The sequence below is a fragment of the Caulobacter vibrioides genome (genome assembly GCF_002310375.3).
Classification (GTDB): Bacteria; Pseudomonadota; Alphaproteobacteria; order Caulobacterales; family Caulobacteraceae; genus Caulobacter; species Caulobacter vibrioides_D.
Map to the genome: position 1 here is coordinate 974,994 of NZ_CP023315.3, position 19,324 is coordinate 994,317.

18 protein-coding genes and 3 pseudogenes are annotated in these 19,324 nt (G+C 67.3%); 10 read left to right on the plus strand and 11 right to left on the minus strand.

Annotation, left to right across the window (positions count from 1 at the left end; all coding sequences use genetic code 11):
• Positions 1-11: 11 nt before the first annotated feature.
• The 3 genes from CA606_RS04590 to CA606_RS04600 are packed head-to-tail and all read right to left on the minus strand — an operon-like array spanning position 12 to position 3,378.
• Positions 12-1,550, minus strand: coding sequence for an acyl-CoA synthetase (locus CA606_RS04590; protein WP_096052194.1), 1,539 nt, complete (start codon positions 1,548-1,550; stop codon positions 12-14).
• Positions 1,551-1,574: 24 nt separating this feature from the next.
• Positions 1,575-1,706, minus strand: coding sequence for a hypothetical protein (locus CA606_RS04595; protein WP_181242884.1), 132 nt, complete (start codon positions 1,704-1,706; stop codon positions 1,575-1,577).
• Positions 1,707-1,710: 4 nt separating this feature from the next.
• Positions 1,711-3,378, minus strand: a complete 1,668-nt coding sequence (locus CA606_RS04600) for a GMC family oxidoreductase (protein ID WP_096052193.1) — start codon at positions 3,376-3,378, stop codon at positions 1,711-1,713.
• Between the two features lie 166 nt (positions 3,379-3,544).
• Here CA606_RS04600 and CA606_RS04605 point away from each other — a divergent pair, with 166 nt between their 5' ends.
• The 5 genes from CA606_RS04605 to mopJ all read left to right on the plus strand — a co-directional run bounded on the left by CA606_RS04605 (position 3,545) and on the right by mopJ (position 8,758).
• Positions 3,545-4,879, plus strand: coding sequence for a cytochrome P450 (locus CA606_RS04605; RefSeq protein ID WP_096052192.1), 1,335 nt, complete (start codon positions 3,545-3,547; stop codon positions 4,877-4,879).
• A gap of 230 nt (positions 4,880-5,109) precedes the next feature.
• Positions 5,110-5,994, plus strand: coding sequence for a crotonase/enoyl-CoA hydratase family protein (locus CA606_RS04610; protein ID WP_096052191.1), 885 nt, complete (start codon positions 5,110-5,112; stop codon positions 5,992-5,994).
• A 198-nt stretch (positions 5,995-6,192) separates the two neighbouring features.
• Entirely contained in the window at positions 6,193-7,416 is a 1,224-nt protein-coding gene (locus CA606_RS04615) for a DUF2336 domain-containing protein (RefSeq protein ID WP_096052190.1), read from the plus strand.
• A gap of 227 nt (positions 7,417-7,643) precedes the next feature.
• A complete protein-coding gene (locus CA606_RS04620) occupies positions 7,644-8,063 on the plus strand; it encodes a MucR family transcriptional regulator (RefSeq protein WP_096052189.1) in 420 nt (139 codons plus the stop codon).
• A gap of 197 nt (positions 8,064-8,260) precedes the next feature.
• The gene (gene mopJ, locus CA606_RS04625; protein WP_096053869.1) at positions 8,261-8,758 is read left to right on the plus strand and encodes a motility/cell cycle regulatory protein MopJ; all 498 of its coding nucleotides are present in this window, start codon (positions 8,261-8,263) and stop codon (positions 8,756-8,758) included.
• 308 nt (positions 8,759-9,066) lie between these two features.
• Here the strand turns inward: mopJ and CA606_RS04630 are convergent.
• The 4 genes and pseudogenes from CA606_RS04630 to CA606_RS04645 all read right to left on the minus strand — a co-directional run.
• Positions 9,067-9,179 (minus strand): annotated as a pseudogene (locus CA606_RS04630) (peptidase); the annotation flags it as partial.
• A gap of 72 nt (positions 9,180-9,251) precedes the next feature.
• The gene (locus CA606_RS04635; protein WP_096052188.1) at positions 9,252-10,163 is read right to left on the minus strand and encodes a ribokinase; all 912 of its coding nucleotides are present in this window, start codon (positions 10,161-10,163) and stop codon (positions 9,252-9,254) included.
• A 20-nt stretch (positions 10,164-10,183) separates the two neighbouring features.
• Positions 10,184-10,984: a flagellar type III secretion system pore protein FliP gene (fliP, locus tag CA606_RS04640; protein WP_096052187.1), complete on the minus strand. Its 801-nt coding sequence runs from the start codon at positions 10,982-10,984 to the stop codon at positions 10,184-10,186.
• Entirely contained in the window at positions 10,984-11,304 is a 321-nt protein-coding gene (locus tag CA606_RS04645; RefSeq protein ID WP_096052186.1) for a FliO/MopB family protein, read from the minus strand. The genes fliP and CA606_RS04645 overlap by 1 nt, the downstream gene beginning before the upstream one ends.
• Positions 11,305-11,418: 114 nt before the next feature.
• Between CA606_RS04645 and flgB the strand changes: the two genes are divergently transcribed.
• The 3 genes from flgB to fliE are packed head-to-tail and all read left to right on the plus strand — an operon-like array spanning position 11,419 to position 12,616.
• Positions 11,419-11,862: a flagellar basal body rod protein FlgB gene (gene flgB, locus CA606_RS04650; protein ID WP_096052185.1), complete on the plus strand. Its 444-nt coding sequence runs from the start codon at positions 11,419-11,421 to the stop codon at positions 11,860-11,862.
• A gap of 12 nt (positions 11,863-11,874) precedes the next feature.
• The gene (gene flgC / locus CA606_RS04655; RefSeq protein WP_096052184.1) at positions 11,875-12,294 is read left to right on the plus strand and encodes a flagellar basal body rod protein FlgC; all 420 of its coding nucleotides are present in this window, start codon (positions 11,875-11,877) and stop codon (positions 12,292-12,294) included.
• 10 nt (positions 12,295-12,304) lie between these two features.
• Positions 12,305-12,616, plus strand: a complete 312-nt coding sequence (gene fliE, locus CA606_RS04660; RefSeq protein ID WP_096052183.1) for a flagellar hook-basal body complex protein FliE — start codon at positions 12,305-12,307, stop codon at positions 12,614-12,616.
• A gap of 82 nt (positions 12,617-12,698) precedes the next feature.
• Here fliE and CA606_RS04665 read toward each other — a convergent pair whose 3' ends face one another.
• A complete protein-coding gene (locus CA606_RS04665) occupies positions 12,699-14,069 on the minus strand; it encodes a serine hydrolase domain-containing protein (RefSeq protein ID WP_096052182.1) in 1,371 nt (456 codons plus the stop codon).
• A gap of 254 nt (positions 14,070-14,323) precedes the next feature.
• Here CA606_RS04665 and CA606_RS04670 point away from each other — a divergent pair, with 254 nt between their 5' ends.
• Entirely contained in the window at positions 14,324-16,132 is a 1,809-nt protein-coding gene (locus tag CA606_RS04670; RefSeq protein ID WP_096052181.1) for a caspase family protein, read from the plus strand.
• A gap of 206 nt (positions 16,133-16,338) precedes the next feature.
• Here CA606_RS04670 and CA606_RS04675 read toward each other — a convergent pair whose 3' ends face one another.
• On the minus strand, positions 16,339-16,506 hold the full coding sequence (locus tag CA606_RS04675; protein ID WP_024265647.1) for a hypothetical protein: 168 nt from the start codon (positions 16,504-16,506) through the stop codon (positions 16,339-16,341).
• Between the two features lie 136 nt (positions 16,507-16,642).
• Positions 16,643-18,307: a urocanate hydratase gene (gene hutU, locus CA606_RS04680; RefSeq protein ID WP_096052180.1), complete on the minus strand. Its 1,665-nt coding sequence runs from the start codon at positions 18,305-18,307 to the stop codon at positions 16,643-16,645.
• Between the two features lie 83 nt (positions 18,308-18,390).
• On the opposite strand from hutU, the pseudogene CA606_RS20545 reads away from it, so the two are divergent.
• Positions 18,391-18,453, plus strand: a pseudogene (locus CA606_RS20545) (hypothetical protein); the annotation flags it as partial.
• Here the strand turns inward: CA606_RS20545 and hutG are convergent.
• Positions 18,454-19,254, minus strand: a pseudogene (gene hutG, locus CA606_RS04685) (N-formylglutamate deformylase); the annotation flags it as partial.
• Between the last annotated feature and the right edge of the window lie 70 nt (positions 19,255-19,324).

Below are 19,324 nucleotides of genomic sequence, written 5' to 3' on the forward strand. Positions count from 1 at the left end.
AAAGACGCCCCCTAAACGATCTTGCTCTCGCCCTTGCCCCAGTAGGCGTCGCGGATCAGGCGCTTGTAGAGCTTGCCGGTCGGGTGGCGGGGCAGTTCGGCCATGAAGTCGATGCGGCGCGGCGACTTGACGTGGCTGAGGTTGGCGCGGGCGAAGGCCATCAGCTCCTCGGCCAGGGCGACCTGGTCGTCGCCGAGGTTCATCGGTTGGATCACCGCCACCACCTGCTCGCCCATCTCCTCGTGCGGCGCGCCCACCACGGCGGCGTCGGCGACCTTGGGGTGGGTGATCAGCAGGTTCTCGATCTCCTGCGGATAGATGTTCACCCCGCCCGAGATGATCATGAAGCTCTTGCGGTCGGTGAGGTAGAGGAAGCCTTCCTCGTCGGCCCAGCCCACGTCGCCCAGCGTGGTCCAGCCGTGCTTGTTGTAGCTCTCGGCCGTCTTGTCCGGGGCGTTGTGGTAGTTCACCGCTGGGCCGTTGGCGAAATAGACCGTGCCTTCGGTGCGCGGCGGCACGGGATCGCCGGCCTCGTCGCAGATGCGCAGCTCGCCCAGCACGGCCTGGCCGACGCTGCCCTTGTGGGTCAGCCAGTTCTGCGAGTTGATCCAGCAGAAGCCGTTACCCTCGGTGCCGGCGTAGTATTCGAAGATCACCGGACCCCACCAGGCGATCATCTGTTCCTTGACCGGGATGGGGCAGGGGGCGGCGGCGTGCACCGCCGACTTCATCGATGAGACGTCGTACTTGGCGCGCGCATCCTCGGGCAGCTTGAGCATGCGCACGAAGTGGGTCGGCACGAACTGGCCGCAGTTGACCTTGTGCTGTTCGATCAGGGCGAGGGCGGTTTCAGGCTCGAACTTCTCCATCACGATGACCGTGCCGCCCAGCTTGTGCACGGTCATGCACCAGCGCAGCGGGGCGGCGTGATAGAGCGGCGCGGGCGACAGATAGATGCTGTCGCCCGAGAAGCCGAACAGGCCCTGGGCCATCATCTGCAGGGCGTTGGGCGCGTCGATCGGCCCGTCGCTGAGGGCGGGCTTGACCCCCTTGGGACGTCCCGTGGTGCCCGACGAGTACAGCATGTCCGTGCCGGCGCTCTCATTGGCGATCGGCGTGGTCGGCTGGCTCTCACGGGCCGCGACGAAGTCGGCGTAGGGGCCGTGCGCGCCGCCCACCGTGAACAGCGAGAGGCCGGGAACCAGGGCGGCGATCTCGTCGATCATCGGGCCCATTGCCGTGGAGGTGATGAACACCTTGGCCCCGCAGTCCTGCAGGATGTACTCGGCCTCGGAGGCGGTCAGCTTGGTGGAGATGCAGACGAAATACAGGCCCGATCGCTGGGCCGCCCAGGCGACCTCGAAGAAGCGGGCGTTGTTTTCCATCAGGATGGCGATGACGTCGCCGGGGACCAGACCGAGCGACCGGAACAGGTGCGCGCCCTGGTTCGAGCGCGCATCCAGCTGGGCGTAGGTCACGACCTCGCCGGAGCCGGACATGATGTAGGCGGCCTTGTCGCCTTGGGACTGGGCGTGGAGGTAGGGGTGCATAGTCCGGGACCTCTGCGTCTGCTTCTAACTCAATTTCGATGTGTCATCCCGGACGGCCCGCAGGGTCGATCCGGGACCCAGGGGGAGACTGAGCGCGGTGCGCGCCGCCCCTGGGTCCCGGCTCTCCGCTACGCTACGGCCGGGATGACACGGGATTTGTCTAAGCGGCGACGGGCTGCCGCGCCGCCGCCAGGATCATGTCCGCGCCCTTTTCCCCGATCATGATCGAGGGGGCGTTGGTGTTGCCGGAGATCAGGCGCGGCATGATCGAGGCGTCGACCACGCGCAGGCCTTCCACGCCGCGCACGCGCAGTTGCGCGTCGACGACGGACATCGGACCGTTCCCCATCTGGCAGCTGCCCACGGGGTGATAGAGCGTCGAGCCGGTCTGGCGGGCGAAGTCCAGGAGCTGTTCGTCAGTCTGGACCTCAAGGCCCGGGTTCATCTCGCTTTCGACATACTGGGCGATGGCCGGTTGCTGACCGATCTTCCGCGCCCACTTCAGGCCGGCGACAATGACCTCCTGATCCAGCGGGTCGGCCAGATAGTTGGCGAAGATGGCCGGATAGACCGACGGATCGGCCGATTTGATGCGGATGTGGCCACGGCTTTCGGGACGCAGCTGGCAGGGGGCGATGGTCATGCCCGGCGCGCCTTCCAGCTCCATCTTCTGCTCGTTGAACAGCTTCTCCAGATCCATGGTCGCAGGCAGGATGTGGAACTGGATGTCGGGTCCCGCCAGATCGGGGCGGGACTTACAGAAGGCCGCCACGTGCGCCGCCGACAGGGTCAGAAGGCCCTTGCGGAACAGCAGGTACTTCATCGCCTCGGCGGCCAGGCGTCCGCCCTTGCTCTGCTCATTGACCGAGACGGTGCCGGACTTCAGCCGATAGCGGGCGGCGACGATATAGTGGTCCTGCAGGTTCTCGCCGACGCCGGGCAGGTCGGCCACGACCTCGATCCCATGCTCGCGCAGCAGGCCGCCGGCGCCGACGCCCGAGAGCTGCAGAAGCTGGGGCGAGTTGATCGCGCCGCCGGCCAGGATGACCTCGCCGCGCGCCATGGCGGTGCGCTTGACGCCGTTCTGCATGAACTCGACGCCGACGGCGCGCTTGCCTTCGAACAGCACGCGAACGGCCAGGGCGTTGGTCTCGACCCGCAGGTTCGGGCGCTTCATGGCCGGGTGCAGGTAGGCGACTGCGGAGGAGCAGCGCGCGCCGTTCTTCTGGGTCACCTGATACCAGGTGGCGCCTTCCTGGTCGGCGCCGTTCAGGTCGGGATAGCGTGGGATGCCGGCCTGGTCGCAGGCCTCGATCAGGGCTTCGGAGATCGGGTGGGCGTCGCGCATGTCGGCGACGTTCAGCGGACCGCCGGTGGCGTGCAGGTCGCAGGCGCCGCGCTCCTGGTTCTGGGCCTTGCGGAAGTAGGGTAGGACGTCGTCCCAGGCCCAGCCCTCGCAGCCCAGCTGCCGCCAGCCGTCGTAGTCGGCGGCCTGACCGCGCACATAGAGCATGGCGTTGATCGAGGACGAGCCGCCCAGCACCTTGCCGCGCGGCCAGACGTGGGTGCGACCGCCCGTGCCGGGGTCGGGCTCGGTGGTGAACAGCCAGTTGACCTTGGGATCCTTCAGGGTCGACGAGTAGCCGACCGGAATGTGGATCATCATGTTCGAGGCGAACTGGGAGAGGTTCTTGGTCGGCCGGTCGTCGCCGCCCGCCTCCAGCAGCACCACCTTGTAGCGGCCGTTCTCCGACAGGCGCGCCGCCAGCACGCAGCCCGCCGATCCCGCGCCCACGATAACGTAGTCGGCCTCGATGATCCCGGTCATCGCGTCTCTCCCTCTGCCGTCAGCGTTCTCGTCGCGTGATCGGCGTTTAGTTGAGAGGATGAGCCCAGGTCCGGCCATTGCGCAAGTTGCCGTCGCGGCGCCGTTGGTCGAACCTTGATCTTAGGTATCCTGACGCTAACGGAAACCCATTCCAGTGAGGCGTTATATGGACCTGATCAGTCAGACGGTGGTGGACGGCAAGGCGGGGCCCGGCGCGCCTCCGACCTATCCGACGCTCTCGGACGTTAATCTGGCCGACATCTTCCGCTTCACCAGCGGTCAGCCCTGGGCCGATTTCGCCCGGATGCGGCAAGAGGCGCCGGTGATGTGGCATCCCGAGCCGTTCGATGGTCCGGGGTTCTGGGCCCTGACGCGCTACGAGGACGTTCACCGGGTCAATGGCGACCCCGAGACCTTCTCGTCCCAGCGGGGCGGCATCCTGATGTCGATGGGCGCGCCGGAGAAGCGCCACGCGCTGCTGTTCCGCGCCTCGATGGACACCATGATCAACATGGACGCGCCGCATCACCTGCAGCTGCGTCGCGAGCACATGCCCTATTTCACCCCGTCCTATCTGCGCGCCCTGACCGAGCGCGTCAGGGGCGAGGTGACGCGCCTGCTCGACGAGATGGAGCCGCTGCTGGCCAACGGCGCCGAGATCGACATGGTCGAGCACTTCTCCAGCGTGCTGCCGCTGTTCACCCTGTGCGAGATCCTGGGCGTGCCGCCGGAAGACCGGCCCAAGTTCCTGACCTGGATGCACTACCTCGAGCGCGCCCAGGACCTGGCGGTCAAGCAGGCCAACGCGCCGATGCAGCCGACGCTGGAGCTCATGCAGTTCGTCATGGACTTCAACAACAACGTCGAGGAGATGTTCGAGTACGGCCGCATGATGCTGCACAAGCGTCGCGAGGACCCGAAGGAAGACCTGATGACCGCGATCGCGCGCGCCCAGGTCGACGGGGCGGTGCTGCCCGACGAGTATCTCGACGGCTCCTGGCTGTTGATCGTGTTCGCCGGCAACGACACCACCCGCAACACCCTGTCGGGCGCGATGCGGCTGCTGACCGAGTTCCCCGACCAGAAGCAGAAGCTGATCGCCGATCCGTCGCTGCTGGGCGGGGCGGTCGACGAGTTCATCCGCATGGTCAGCCCGGTGGTCTATATGCGCCGCACCGCCACCCGCGACGTCGAGGTCAACGGCCAGCTGATCCGCGAGGGCGAGAAGGCGATCATGTATTACGGCGCGGCCAATCGCGATCCGGCCATGTTCGAGAACCCCGACCAGCTGGACGTCACCCGCGCCAACGCCGGCAAGCACATCGCCTTCGGTTATGGCCCGCACACCTGCATCGGCAAGCGCGTCGCCCAGATTCAGCTGGAGGAGGCCTATCGCCAGATCCTGGCCCGCTTCCCCGATCTGAACTGGACCGGAAACATCGAGATCGCGCCGAACAACTTCGTGCACGCGATCAGCAAGCTGGGGGTGAAGCGGGGCTAGAAAGGGCGCGCCGGCCGCGAGGATTACGTCTCGCGCGCCGGCGCTGTAGGGCGTCCGGATATTGGGGGGGTCCGGACGCTTTAAGCATGGCAAAGCTTGGCCCATCGCGCGCCGCGACGCGCCGTCGCAGCAAACCCAAAACAGCAGACCGCCCGGCGTGTGCACCGGGCCTTGTCCTCTGACAGGTTCAAGTCATACGATCGTTTGAAATCAAGGCCGAGGAGAGCGCCATGTCGAAACCGACCTTCGAGACCCTGCTGTACGATGTCGAGGATGGGATCGCGACGATCACCCTCAATCGCCCCGACCGCATGAACGCCTTCACCGCGCGGATGATGAAGGACCTGATCGAGGTGTTCGACGTCACCGACGCCGATGACGCGGTCAAGGCGGTGATCATCACGGGCGCGGGCCGGGCCTTCTGCGCGGGCGCGGACCTCGGCGGCGGCGGCGCCACCTTCGACCGCACGAACCCGCAGGCGCTGGAGCGTGAAGAGGGCAAGGTCGGCGACATCTATCGCGACGGCGGCGGCCGCGTGACCCTGCGCATGTACGACAGCCTCAAGCCGATCATCGGCGCCATCAACGGCGCGGCCGTGGGCGTAGGCGTCACCATGCAGTTGCCGATGGACATCCGCCTGGCGTCGACCGAGGCCAAGTTCGGCTTCGTCTTCGCCCGTCGCGGGATCAATCCCGAGGCCGCTTCCAGCTGGTTCCTGCCGCGTCTGGTGGGCCTGCAGACGGCGCTGGAGTGGTGCTACACCGGTCGCGTGTTCCCCGCGTCCGAGGCGTTGGAGAAGGGGCTGGTGCGCTCGCTGCACGCGCCAGACGAGCTGTTGCCCGCCGCCCGCGCCCTGGCCCGTGAGATCGCCGACAACACCGCCCCCGTCTCGGTGGCCCTGACCCGCCAGCTCCTGTGGCGCATGGCCGGCGCCGACCATCCGATGGAAGCGCACAAGGCCGACAGCCGCGCCATCCAGTCGCGCGGTTCGTCCGGCGACGCCAAGGAGGGTGTCACCTCGTTCCTCGAAAAGCGCGCGCCCGTCTATCCCAACAAGGTCTCGAGCGACGTGCCCGACATCTGGCCGGAATGGGAGCAGCCGGAGTTCCGGTAGGGCTTTGAGCGCCCCCTCCGTCGCGTCGCTTCGCGCCACGCCACCTCCCCCGTTTCACGGGTGAGGAGGGTTTTCATCCTCCCCCGCATGCGGGGGAGGTGTCTCGACGCCGATAGGCGGCGAGACGGAGGGGGCGTCGGCGCATTTGCCGCGTCGCCGCTCACCGGCCGTTAATCACGCTCTGGTCTGTTCGCAGCCATGAACGAAGCCGCGCTGACACCGTCGTTCGACGAGCCCGAGGCCCCCAAGGCCACGCGGCGCTCGCGCTCGACCCTGCTCAAGCGACTGGCCGACGTCGTCTGCCTGCCCAGCAGCCGGATCAACGCCTTCGAGCGCTCGATGACCGCCGACCTGCTGGTCGAGATGCTGCGCGACGCCAATATCGGCGAGCGCGAGAAGGTGGCGCGTCGTCTGGCCATGCTCAACGAGATGCCGGGCGTGCTGGTGCGTCTGCTGCTGCGCGACGAACTGCCGGTGGCGCGCGCCCTGCTGGTCGATTCCGAGAAGCTGTCGGACGCCGACCTGATCAGCTGCCTCTATCAGGCCACGACCGAGCACCGCCGTCTGATCGCCCAGCGTCGCGGCGTCAGCGAGGTGGTCGCCGACGCCCTGATCGACATGGGCGAGGCCGCGGTCATCGAGACCCTGCTGCGCAACGAACTGGTCAAGCTCAGCCACCAGGGCGTCGAGAACATCGTGGCCGCCACGCGCGACGCCCAGCACCTGATCCCGCTGCTGCTGCGCCGCGCCGAGCTGCGGCCCAGCCACGCCTATGTGATGTTCTGGTGGGCGGATTCCGACGCCCGGCGCACGATCCTCCAGCGCTTCGCGGTGTCGCGCGAGATCCTGCAGGACGCGGTCGGCGACGTCTTCGCCCTGGCCTCGGCCGAGGGCTGGCAGGATCCGCTGTCGCGCAAGGCGCTGCAGTTCATCGAGCGTCGCCAGCGCAACCGCGCCGCCATCGCCAAGAGCCCGTTCGACAGCCTCGACGAGGCCGTCGCGGCCGGGGAGGGGGGCTTCACCCGCGAGATCGCTGAGGAGATCTCGTATCTGTCGGGCCTGAAGCCGATGACCGGGGCCAAGATCTTCACCGATCCGGGCGGCGAGCCGCTGGCGATCCTGTGCAAGGCCACCGGCCTGCCCCGCGCCTGCATTCGCCAGCTATGGCGCGGCCTGCGCCGGCAGGAGGTCGACCGCACCGGCGCCACTGACGCAAATCTCGAGCGCGTGCTGACGGTCTATGACGCCATCGCCGTCGACCGCGCCCAGACGGTGCTGCGCTATTGGAACTGGTCGCTGACCTCGGCCCTGACGCCGGCGCTCCTGAAGGCGATCCGCGACGGCGACGAGGGGGCTGTCGACGAATACTCCGCCCCGCAACGCGCCGCGATGCTGGCGCTCTCGCGCGACTTCGGCCGCTAAGATCTGGATATCGCCGATATCGAATAGCTTCCGCGACCGATACTCAGAAAATCACCTGCCCGGTCACACCATTTCATGAGCCCGTAGGGGAAGGTGAACATTAGATCATTACAAATGATCTCTTGATGACCTCCGTGTTGCTCGCTGTGTGCAATCTGGGTATGCACCCCTCAACTGATCTGGGAATCAGCCGGACCAACAAAAAGTTTTGGCGACGGGCGAGGCATATGGAAGATCAATCGGACCTGATCGAGATGACGGCGGGCATCGTTTCCGCCTATGTCGGCAACAACGTCGTTTCGACCGCCGACCTGCCCGCCCTGATCAAGCAAGTGCATGCCGCGCTGGCCAATGTCGGCGTCCCGGCCGCCGAGCCCGCGCCGGCGCCCAAGGAGCCGGCGGTGCCGGTCAAGAAGTCGATCACGCCCGACTATCTGATCTGCCTGGAAGACGGCCGGAAGTTCAAATCGCTCAAGCGCCACCTGCGCACCAAGTACGACCTGACGCCTGAAGACTATCGCGCCAAGTGGAGCCTGCCCAAGGATTACCCAATGGTCGCTCCCAACTACGCCGAGGCGCGTTCCAACCTCGCCAAGCAGATGGGCCTGGGCCAAGGCGGTCGTAAACCCGCGCGCAAGGCGAAATAGCCGAGTCGGAACAAAAGCTTGGCCGTTCGCGGCCCTTGCAAAGCTCAGCGCCCGTCGTCCGAACCCGGACGGCGGGCGTTGTCGTTGACGGTTGACTCTCCCCGGGAATCTTGTCGCGCGACATGTTTTTCACTTGCCGCCGATTCGTTCCTTAAGCGATAGTGAATCGAAGTGATTCCAATAGCTTGTTAAGGACTCTGAAGATGTCCGCGCAATTGAGCGCATCCGCTACGGCGGCCCGCGCTCACCAGGAGATGTTCGCCTACTGGGCGTCCCTCCGTCGGGGGGCTAGCCTCCCTGCGCGCGTCGACGTGCACCCTGCGAGCATGAAGCGGCTGCTGCCGACCGTCAGCCTGATCGACGTGGTCGGCGGCGCGCCGCGCGACTATCGCCTGCGTCTGGCGGGCACCGGACTCTACGGGGTCTATGGCCGCGAGATCACCGGCCGCCTGATCGGCGACGTCTACAACGCCGCCGCGGTCGACTACTGGCGCAAGGAGCTGGACAAGGTCGTGGACGAGCGCCGTCCCGGCGTCGGCGTCCACAGCCTGGCCTGGCGCGGCGCGCCGCACATGTCGATCCTGTGGCTGCGCCTGCCGCTGGCCAGCAACGGCAAGGACGTCGACATGATCCTCGGCTACGACGCCGTGGTCGGCGCGGCGGTCGAGAGCGGATCTGGGATCCGGGCGGCCTGAGGGGGCGCTTGGACCAATCCTCCCCCGCTGGGGGAGGATCTGCGTCTTCGGCCCCGGCGTTCGCCGGGGAGGTCCGGCTTCCACCGCCCTGCGTCCTTCGAGGCTCGCCTACGGCTCACACCTCAGGATGAGGGAGTCTGTTGCTGAACACCTCATCCTGAGGTGCGCGCGTGAGCGCGCCTCGAAGGACGCAGGGAGCCAAGGTCTGCCCAGGGTCGGGAATGGAAATGAGACCCACGCCGACCTCCGGACATTGACCGCCCCTCCCCTGAACCGGACGCTCGGAAGGTCAGTGAGGGGGGGACCTAATCCTCCCCCCAGCGGGGGAGGTGTCGGCGAAGCCGACGGAGGGGGAAGAGGCCGGCTCGGCAGAACTTCCCCCTCCGGCCTTCGGCCTCCTCCCCCTCTGGGGGGAGGATTTTCGAACTGTCCGCCCAGGGTCAAAAGCGGTCTCGAGCCTGCCTCCAGAATCCCGAGCCGCCCGGCGCCCGCCTCACCCCTCCAGAAACGCCTCGACCTCGCGGCGGCTGGGCATCGACGGCGCGGCGCCTGGTTTCTGCACCGACAGGGCGGCGGCGGCGTTGGCCGTCTCGACGGCTTCGGCCAGGTCCATGCCTTGGGCCAGGGTTGCGGCCAGGGCGCCGCAGAAGCAGTCGCCGGCCCCGACGGTGTCGACGGCCTTGACCTTCTTGCCCTCGACCAGGAACGCCTCGTCGCGCCGCACCACGGCCGCGCCCGCCGCGCCCAGCGTGACGATCATGGTCTGGTCGGGACGGCTCATCAGCTTGCGCGCCGCGATCGAGACCTCTTCCAGCTTGACCGGATCGCGGTCCAGCTTGGCGTAGGAGGCCAGCTCGGTCTGGTTGACGATCAGGATGTCGGTCAGCGGGAACAAGGCCGCGCCCTGCGGCAGGGCGGGGGCGGCGTTCAGGATGCGCAAGGCGCCCTTGGCCGAGCCGGTGCGGAACAGGGCCTCGATCGCGGTGAGCGGGGTCTCCAGTTGGCACAGCAGGACGCGCTGGCCCTCGATCGGCGTGGCCGAGACCTGCTGGGGCGTGACCATGGCGTTGGCGCCGGCGGTCACGACGATCATGTTCTCGGCGCTGTTGGCGACCCAGACGTGGGCCTGGCCCGTCGGCACGCCTGGCAGTTCCGCAACATCGGCCACCTGCACGCCATAGCCGGCCAGCTTGGCCTTGAGGCCCGCGCCGCTGTCGTCGCCGCCCACCGCGCCCATCAGGCGCGTGGCGACCCCCATGCGGGCGGCGGCGACGGCCTGGTTGGCGCCCTTGCCGCCCAGGAACAGTTCCAGCGAAAGACCCGCGACGGTCTCGCCAGGGCGGGGCAGGTCATCGACCCGCGCGACGGCGTCCAGATTGATCGAGCCGAGAACGAAAACGGTCATGGTCTTGGTCTTCTAAAGGTTTATCCGGCGCCGCCGCGCTGGAAGCTTTCGACAAGGCTGCCGGCCACCAGTCTCCATCCGTCCACAAGCACGAAGAAGATCAGCTTGAACGGCAAACTGATCGAGGCCGGAGGCAGCATCATCATACCCATACTCATCAGCACGCTGGCCACGACAAGGTCGATGACCAGGAACGGGATGAACAGTAGGAAGCCGATCTCGAAGGCGCGCTTGAGCTCCGAGATCATGAAGGCCGGCGTCACCACCTTGAGCGGCGTGTCCTGCGCCGTCTTCGGCTGGGGAATCTTGGACAGGCGCACGAACAGGGCCAGATCTTCGCGGTCCACCTGGCTCAGCATGAACTGCTTCACCGGCCCGCCGGCCGCCTCGAACGCCTCGGGCAGCTCCATCTGCTGATCCAGCAGCGGCTTGATGCCGGCGTCGTAGGAGCGCTCGAAGGTCGGACCCATGACAATGGCGGTCAGGAACAGCGCCAGGCTGATGATCACCGGGTTGGGCGGGCTCTGTTGCACGCCGATGGCGGTCCGCAACAGGCCCAGAACCACCACGATGCGGATGAACGAGGTGGTCATGATCACGATCGACGGGGCCAGCGACAGCACCGTCATCAGGCCCACCAGCTGGACCACGCGCTCGGTCAGGCCCGCGCCCGTGCCCAGGTTGATGTTGACGGCCGACTGAGCCATGGCCGCCGCCGGCATGATCGCGCAGGCGAGGGCCGCAAGCACCGAGATCAGCGCGGCGCGCCGCAGGTCCTCGGGCTTGGCGCCGATCACGGATTTGAAGAGGTCGCGGATCATCAGGCCACGGGCTCCGGTTCGGCGACAGGGGATGGGGAGAGGGCGGACGACTGGGGCGGGCCCTTGGGCGTCCACTCCAGCAGCTTGCCTTCGCCCAGCAGCACCAGTCGCTCCTCGCCGTCCAGGCTGACGACCACCAGCCGCCGGGTCGGGTCCAGGGCCAGGCTCTCGACCACCTTCAGGCGGCGGTCCTGGCGCGTGGCGATGGCGCGGCCGATGGCGTCGGGCCCGTACTTGCGCAGCGCCCAGGCCGCCAGACCGATCAGGCCCAGGGTGAACGCCAGGGCCGCCAGGGCGCGGATGAATTCGATGACGTCCATGGGCTCTGGGCCGTTCTCGGCGAGACAACGTGGCGCAGGGAAACGCCCCTACGGACCCTGGTTTGCCTGAGGCTTCTTAATGCCGGATTAACCCTGTTTCTTCACCATGTTCGCATGGGTCCGGACAACATCCCCCTCTTTGGCATGCTCAAGAGCCGCCTCGGCTATCTGACCGAGCGCCAGAAGCTTGTCGCCCAGAATGTCGCCAACTCCGACACCCCGGGCTATCGGCCCAGCGACCTGAAGCCGTTCAGCTTCCAGGCCTCGCTGATGAACAACGCGGCCGGGCCGGTCTATCGTGGCGGCCGGGCGGCGCCGACCTCCGGCGTCACCATGATCGCCACCACCCCCGCCCATCAGGGACGGGCCAATGCGCCCAGCGCCTGGCGGGCGACGGCGGGCGCGGACTCGGAAACGACCCTCGACGGCAACGCGGTCTCGCTCGAGGACCAGATGCTCAAGATGACCGACGCGCGGATGAACTACGACGCGGCGATCAGCTTCTACCAGAAATCCATGACCATGCTCCGCATGGCCGCTCGCAAGCCTTCCGGCTGAGGACTTTAGGCGATGCCCGAGATCAAGTCCCAATCCCTCGCGACCATGGCTGTGGCCTCGTCGGCCCTGCGCGCCCAGCAAGGGCGCATGCGGGTCATCGCCGAGAACATCGCCAACGCCAACTCGACCTCGCGCACGGCCGGCGGCGATCCCTATCGCCGGCAGGTGCCGGTGTTCAAGCCGACCGCGGTCCAGGGCGCCCAGGGCGTGCAGATGCTGCGCGTCGATCCCGACCAGAGCGACTTCAAGAGCGAATACGATCCTGGCAACCCGGCCGCCGACGCCAAGGGCTACGTCAAGCTGCCCAACGTCAACACCATGGTCGAGGCGCTGGACATGAAGGAGGCGCAACGCGCCTACGAAGCCAACCTCAATGTCATCGAGACCGCGCGAGCCATGGAATCGCGCACCCTCGACATCCTCAAGAAGTAGGGGCTAGGCCATGATCACCGCGCTCGCCGCCGCCAAGGCCTACGCCAATTCCGGCGCCATGTCGGTCGGCTCCATCGGGTCGATCGGCGGTTCCCAGGACAAGGGCATGGACTTCGGCGATCTGCTGAAGTCGGCCATGGACGGGGCGACCAAGGCCTCGAAGGTCGCCGAGCACAAGATCGCCGCCCAGGTGGCCGGCAAGGCCGAACTGGTCGACGTGGTCACCGCCATCAGCTCGGCGGAAGCCAGCCTGGAGACGGTGATGTCGATCCGCGACCAGGTGATCTCGGCCTACCAGGAAATCATGCGGATGCCGATCTGACGCCCTAATCGACGGGTCGGACAAACAGAGTAGCCGCCAGACAAGATGCTTCGCCGGGACGGACCGCGTGGCGACCGCGCCGTCACCGCGCCGCGCCGTCGGGTTCAGCCGGCGTCGTCGAGCGGGCGTACCGGGCCGGCGGACCTTCGCCGTCGCGGTAGAAATCGAGCGCCGTCACCCGTCCCTCACGATCTTGCTGCGGGATGAAGTAGGCCAACGCGTCGGGGTCAAACCGCAACACGCGGGTCGCCGACATCTGCATCGGCGCAGGGTCACGAGCGCCGCGTTGGGAGTAGAGCCGTCCATCCTTGGCGAAGATCGTCCGCACATCGCCCGTCGGACTGACAAAGGTACCGCTCAGAGCCTCAATGTCGGCTGGCGTGGGCGTTACGGCCGGGGGCACGACATAGGGCTCGTCCAGCATGATCGCCGCCGTGCGCAGGAGATTGCCGCGCGCGTCGAAGTTTTCGTTGTTGGCCAGGATGACGATGGTCACGTCGCTGTCCGGCAGGCAGGCCGCGGCGGAGGTGAAGCCGTCAATCTGGCCCGAATGGCCCGGCAGGTCCTGGCCGCGCGCCTTCCAAAGGTACAGGCCCAAGCCGTACGGACCTGTTGTGTCCGGCCCGCCCGGGGCCCTCATACGGGCGAAGTCCTGAGCGCTGACAATTCGGCCCTGGCATAGGGCGCGCATCCAGCGGCCTAGGGCGGGCGCATTGGCGATCAGTCCGCCGGCCGCCGCCGGGATGCTGGAGTCGATGGCCGACGCGTTGGTCGCGACGCCATGGTCATCGATATAGCCGTTCACGCGCTTGGGGATCAGCCGGCGGGCGTCTCCGTAGACGACGCCGGTCGCCAGATCCGCCGGGACGGTCAGCGACAGCACCGCGTCGTGCCAGGACTTTCCAGTGACCTTCTCGATCACTGCGCCCAGAAGGATATATCCCGAGTTCGAGTAGGCGAAGCGTGCGCCCGGCGCGAACTTGGGGGCGAGGGGGGCGATCGCGGCCACCGCCTCGGCCGTCGATAGGACGCCGTCGGCGCCGACGGCCGGAAGCTGATGGACGATGTCGGCGATCCCCGAACGGTGCTCCAGCAGGGTCTTGAGGGTGATCTTGTCGCCGCCGGGGATCTCGGGGACGTATTTTGACAGAGGGTCCTCGAGTGAGAGTCGGCCGTCTTGCTCCAGCTTCACGATCGCGGCGGCGGTGAAGGTCTTGGTGATGGAGGCGATGCGAAACATCGCGCGTGGTTCAAGCGGGACGCCCAACTCCACATTGGCAAGGCCCCGCGCCTGATCGTAGACCACGGTGTCGCCGCGCATGATCAGGATTTCCGCGCCGGGCCCATCGGGCCGCGTCGTGGCGCCGAGAAGAGCGTCCAGTTGCCGGACGTGGGTGGGCGTCGTCGCCTCGGCGGCCGAGGCCGATACGACAAAAGCCGCGATAATCGCCAAGCTGGTTTTCAACGTCCGCCCCTGTCCCCGTGTCGAACTTCGACCCTTGGAACGGGATCGGGATCGTATGGCGCTTTTGTGTCCTGGCCGGCCCTGAGCGCCGTTCGCAGGACTTTGAGGTGATCAGCGCAAATGGAGCCGGGCTATGTCGGAAATCCGGTCAGCCGAGGTCGCCCTTCTTTAATTCCCCTTCAAGTTGCGTGGAAGTGGGATACACCTTGTGATAACGTTGTTCTCCCAAAGGGAGGGCGACCATGAAGAAGCTCAAGGTGCTCAGCGTCCACGGCCTGGGCGATCAGCGGCAATCCACCTGGAAGGAGGATTGGCCCGCGGCGATCCAGGCGGTCTTTCCCGCCGTGGCGGGACTGGAACTCGAGTTCGAGTTCGTCGAGTACGACGACATCTTCGAAGGGGTGACCCTGTCGGCCTGGGAGGTCGCTGGAGCGGTCGCCAAGCTCGCCGCCAGCGGGGTGACCTCGATCTTCAAGCGCGAGAAGGGCGTCCTGGGCGACGCGCCCCACACCGTCCGCTGGACGGCCGGCTATGTCGTGGCCTGGGTCAATGACGAGCGCTTCAAGAAAAAGAGCCGCGCGCGGGTGTTCGAACGCATCAAGGCCTTCAAGCCCGACCTGATCCTGGCCCACAGCCTGGGCTCGCTAGTTACCTACAACGCCTTCACGCACAAGGACGCGGCCGCGCCCGACGTCGCCCCGCTGCTGGCCCGGGCGACCTATGTGACGTTCGGCTCGCAGATCAACAATCCGTTCGTCGTCGGCAACCTGACCAACGGACGGGTGCAAGCGCTGCCGGTCGCGTTCTGGCACCATCTGTACAACCGCGACGACGATGTCTTCACCGCGCCGATCAAGAACTGGGCGGCGCCGAACTTCCGCCAGACCGACACGCCGTTCGACCTGCCCGGCGTCGGCGACCACGCGGCGGAGGGCTATTTCCAGCACACCAACACGATCGAGAACGTCTGGCGCCCGATCAGCGCCCTGGCGGTCGGGGCCCGCGAGTTCGTGGGGCTTTCCGAACAGGTCTCGGGTCCCCCGCCGGGAACCGCCAAGAGCGGCGGCAAGGCGAAGGCGGCTGCGGCGGGCGGCCGAGCCCCGCGCCGCAAGGCGCTGCTGGTCGGGATCAACGACTATCCCAACGCCGGCGATCGTCTGGAAGGCTGCGTCAACGACGTCTTCACGATGAGCTCGGTCCTGCAGGAATGCGGCTTCCCCGCCGAGTCGATCCGGGTGTGCCTCGACGCCCGCGCGACCGCTGAGGGGATCCTCCAGCGGCTCGAGTGGCTGATGGACGGCGCGCGTGAGGAGGATGAGCTGGTCTTCTACTACAGCGGCCACGGCGCCCAGGTTCCCGAGTACGGCGAGAACTTCGAACCCGACCGCAATGTCGAGGTGCTGGTGCCGTGGGACTTCGACTGGACGCCCGAGCGGGCGATCTCCGACGACCAGATCCACGGCCTCTATGCGCAGCTGCCCTATGAGACGCGGCTGGCGATGATCTTCGACTGCTGCCACGCGGGCGGGATCCATCGCAACGGCGGCGCGCGGGCGCGGGGCCTGACGCCGCCCGACGACATCCGCCACCGCGAGCTGCGGTGGGACCTGAAGACGCGGATGTGGGTTCCCCGCGACTTCCGACGCCAGGGCAAGGGGTTCACCGACGACGGCGTGTTGGAGACCCGCTATTTCGGCAAGGACGGTTCGACCGAACGGCTGGGGCGGGCGGCCATGCGCCGCACGCTGTCAACCAAGGCGTATGAAGAGCGCAAGGCCGGCGACCAGCCCGACATCCCCGTCGGGCCCTATCTGCCCCTGATCATCGAGGCCTGCGGAGAGGGCGAGCTCAGCTACGAATACCGCTACGGCGCGGTCAGCCACGGCGCCTTCACTTACAGCTTGGCCGCGATCCTGCGTGAGAAGAAGAAGATCACCTTCCAGACCTTGGTCGAGGAAACCACGGCGCGGCTGAGCGATCTTGGCTATGCGCAGAAGCCGCAGATCCTGGGCCCATCGGCCCTGGTCGGGGCGCTGACGCCTTGGCGATAGCCGATCTTGCCCTTCGACAAGCTCAGGGTGAGGTCGAATGCTGACCCCGGCGCGTACAAAATCCTCATCCTGAGCTTGTCGAAGGACGAGGATTTCCATCCGGACCAGCGCCCAGACTCAACACGAACGCGCGATAAAAAATGGGCCGCGTCCTTGTGGGATGCGGCCCAAGTCGTCTTCGGGGGAGAAATACGAAACGCTTACGCTCACAAACTCAGGAAGACCTTCGCCACGGCGAACAGGCCGCCCCAGACCACGGCGTTCAGCACCGACGCCACCAGCACGGCGACGCCGAGCGGCCACTGGCGAGGCTCGCGGCGACGCGCGCGCTGCGGCCGGGGATCGAAAGAACGGGTCTGCGAGGCGACGGTCATGAAACGCTCCTTAACCATGACCCCATGGTCGAGATTGACTCGGCCCTTGCGAACGGGACGACCTGTCGCGCGCCGCCTTGTCGCACCCTGATGAGGTTTCAACGCGCTAAGGCGCGTTTGGTTGAGCGTCGCGCCCCTAGAGAATGCCGGGCAGATCCAGGCCCTTCTCCCGCGCGCAGGCCAGCGCGATGTCATAGCCCGCGTCGGCGTGGCGCATGACGCCGGTGGCCGGATCGTTCCACAGCACGCGCGCCACGCGCTTGGCCGCCGCCTCGGTGCCGTCGCAGACGATGACCATGCCGGCGTGCTGCGAGAAGCCCATGCCCACGCCGCCGCCGTGATGCAGCGACACCCAGGTGGCGCCCGAGGCGGTGTTGAGCAGCGCGTTCAGCAGCGGCCAGTCCGACACCGCGTCCGAGCCGTCGCGCATGGCCTCGGTCTCGCGGTTGGGCGAGGCGACCGAGCCGGAGTCCAGGTGATCGCGACCGATGACGATCGGCGCTTTCAGCTCGCCCTTGGCGACCATCTCGTTGAAGGCCAGGCCGAGGCGATGACGGTCGCCCAGGCCCACCCAGCAGATGCGCGCCGGCAGGCCCTGGAACTTGATCTTCTGGCCGGCCATGTCGAGCCAGTTGTGCAGATGCGGATTGTCGGGGATCAGCTCTTTGACCTTGGCGTCGGTCTTGGCGATGTCTTCGGGATCACCCGACAGCGCCGCCCAGCGGAACGGACCCACGCCCCGGCAGAACAGGGGGCGGATATAGGCGGGCACGAAGCCGGGGAAGTCGAAGGCGTTGGTCACGCCTTCCTCCAGCGCCATCTGACGGATGTTGTTGCCGTAGTCGACGGTGGGCACGCCGGCGGCCTGGAAGTCCAGCATGGCCTTCACGTGCGCGGCCATCGAGGCCTTGGCCGCCTCGGCCACCTGCGGCGGGTCCTGGTCGCGCATCGCATGCCAGCGCTCCAGGCTCCAGCCGGCGGGCAGGTAGCCGTTGACCGGGTCGTGGGCGCTGGTCTGGTCGGTCAGCAGGTCGGGACGCACGCCGCGCTTGAAGAGCTCGGGCAGCAGCTCGGCGGCGTTGCCCAGCAGGCCCACCGAGATCGGCGTCTTGGCCGCGCAGGACTCTTCGATCCAGGCCAGGGCCTCGTCGACGCTTTCGGTCGAGCGATCCAGATAGCCGGTGCGCAGGCGCATCTCGATAGACGAGGGCTGGCACTCGATCGCCAGGCACGAGGCCCCCGCCATCACCGCCGCCAGCGGCTGGGCGCCGCCCATGCCGCCCAGGCCCGCCGTCAGCAGCCAGCGCCCCGAGAGATCGCCGCCATAGTGTTGGCGGCCCATCTCGACGAAGGTCTCATAGGTGCCCTGCACGATGCCCTGGGCGCCGATATAGATCCACGAGCCCGCGGTCATCTGGCCGTACATGGCCAGGCCCTTGCGATCCAGTTCGTTGAAGTGCTCCCAGCTGGCCCAGCGCGGCACCAGGTTGGAGTTGGCGATCAAGACGCGCGGTGCGTCGGCATGGGTGCGGAAGACGCCGACCGGCTTGCCCGACTGCACCAGGAGCGTCTCGTCATCCTCGAGCCGGCGCAGGGTCTCGACGATCTTGTCATAGCTTTCCCAGTCGCGGGCCGCGCGACCGATGCCGCCATAGACCACCAGCTCCTCCGGCCGCTCGGCGACGTCGGGGTGCAGGTTGTTCATCAGCATCCGCAGGGCGGCTTCGGTCAGCCAGGACTTGCAGGTGCGCTCAGGGCCCGTGGCGGGGCGGATGACGCGGGTGGTGTCGCGGCGGGTCATGGGATCCTTTCTCCTCACCCGCGACGCGGGGGAGGTGGCGCGTCGCCGATCGGCGACGTGACGGAGGGGGCGCTTTCGGCAGTGGACGCCCCCTCCACCGCCGTTCGGCGGTCCCCCTCCCCCGCGGGCGGGGGAGGAGAAGAGGCGGCGAAATCGAGACACGCCCCAAGCACCGCCTCCAGCACCGCGCGCAGCGGTTCGGCGCGGGCGGCGTCGAAGGGCGTGGGCCAGGTCTCGGGCGTGGGCGGCTCTGCCGCATCGTCCATGTAGCCCCGGCAGGCCAGCTCCATCTGGATGGCGTGGACGCCGGTGACGGGCTGACCATAGTGACGCGTGGTCCAGCCGCCCTTGAAGCGACCGTTGGTGACGCGGCTCAGACCTGATGCATCACAGGCGGCCTCCACAGCGGCGGTCAGGCCGTCGGCGCAGCTTTGGCCGCTGTTGGTGCCGAGGTTGAACTGCGGCAGCTCGCCGTCAAACAGGCGCGGAACCCGCGAGCGGATCGAATGGGCTTCGTACAGCACCACCGTCGGATGGACCGCGCGCAGCCGCGCGATCTCGGCGCGGATGGTGGCGTGATAGGGCTCGAACCAGGTCGTCCGACGGTGGTCGATCTCGGCCGCGTCCGGCGGGCTGTCGCGATACAGCGGCTCGCCGTCGAAGGTGGTGGTGGGGCAAAGCTCGGTCGTCGCCTGGCCGGGATAGAGCGAGGCGCCGGACGGATCGCGATTGACGTCGATGACCGTGCGCGAGATCGCCGTGCGAACGAGCGTGGCGCCCATCCCCTCGGCGAAGGCGTAGAGCTGCTCGACCCACCAGTCGGCGTCCTTGCGGGCCAGCCAGGGTGAGACGAGTTGGGATTCGATATCCGGCGGGATGTCCGTGCCGGTGTGGGGGAGGGAGATGATGAGGGGGGCTTGGCCCTGGGTGATTTGGAGCCAGCTCATCCTCACGTTCCAAGCCCTGTCATCCCGGCCAAGCGCGAAGCGCGCCGAGCCGGGACCGCCGGAAGCGCAG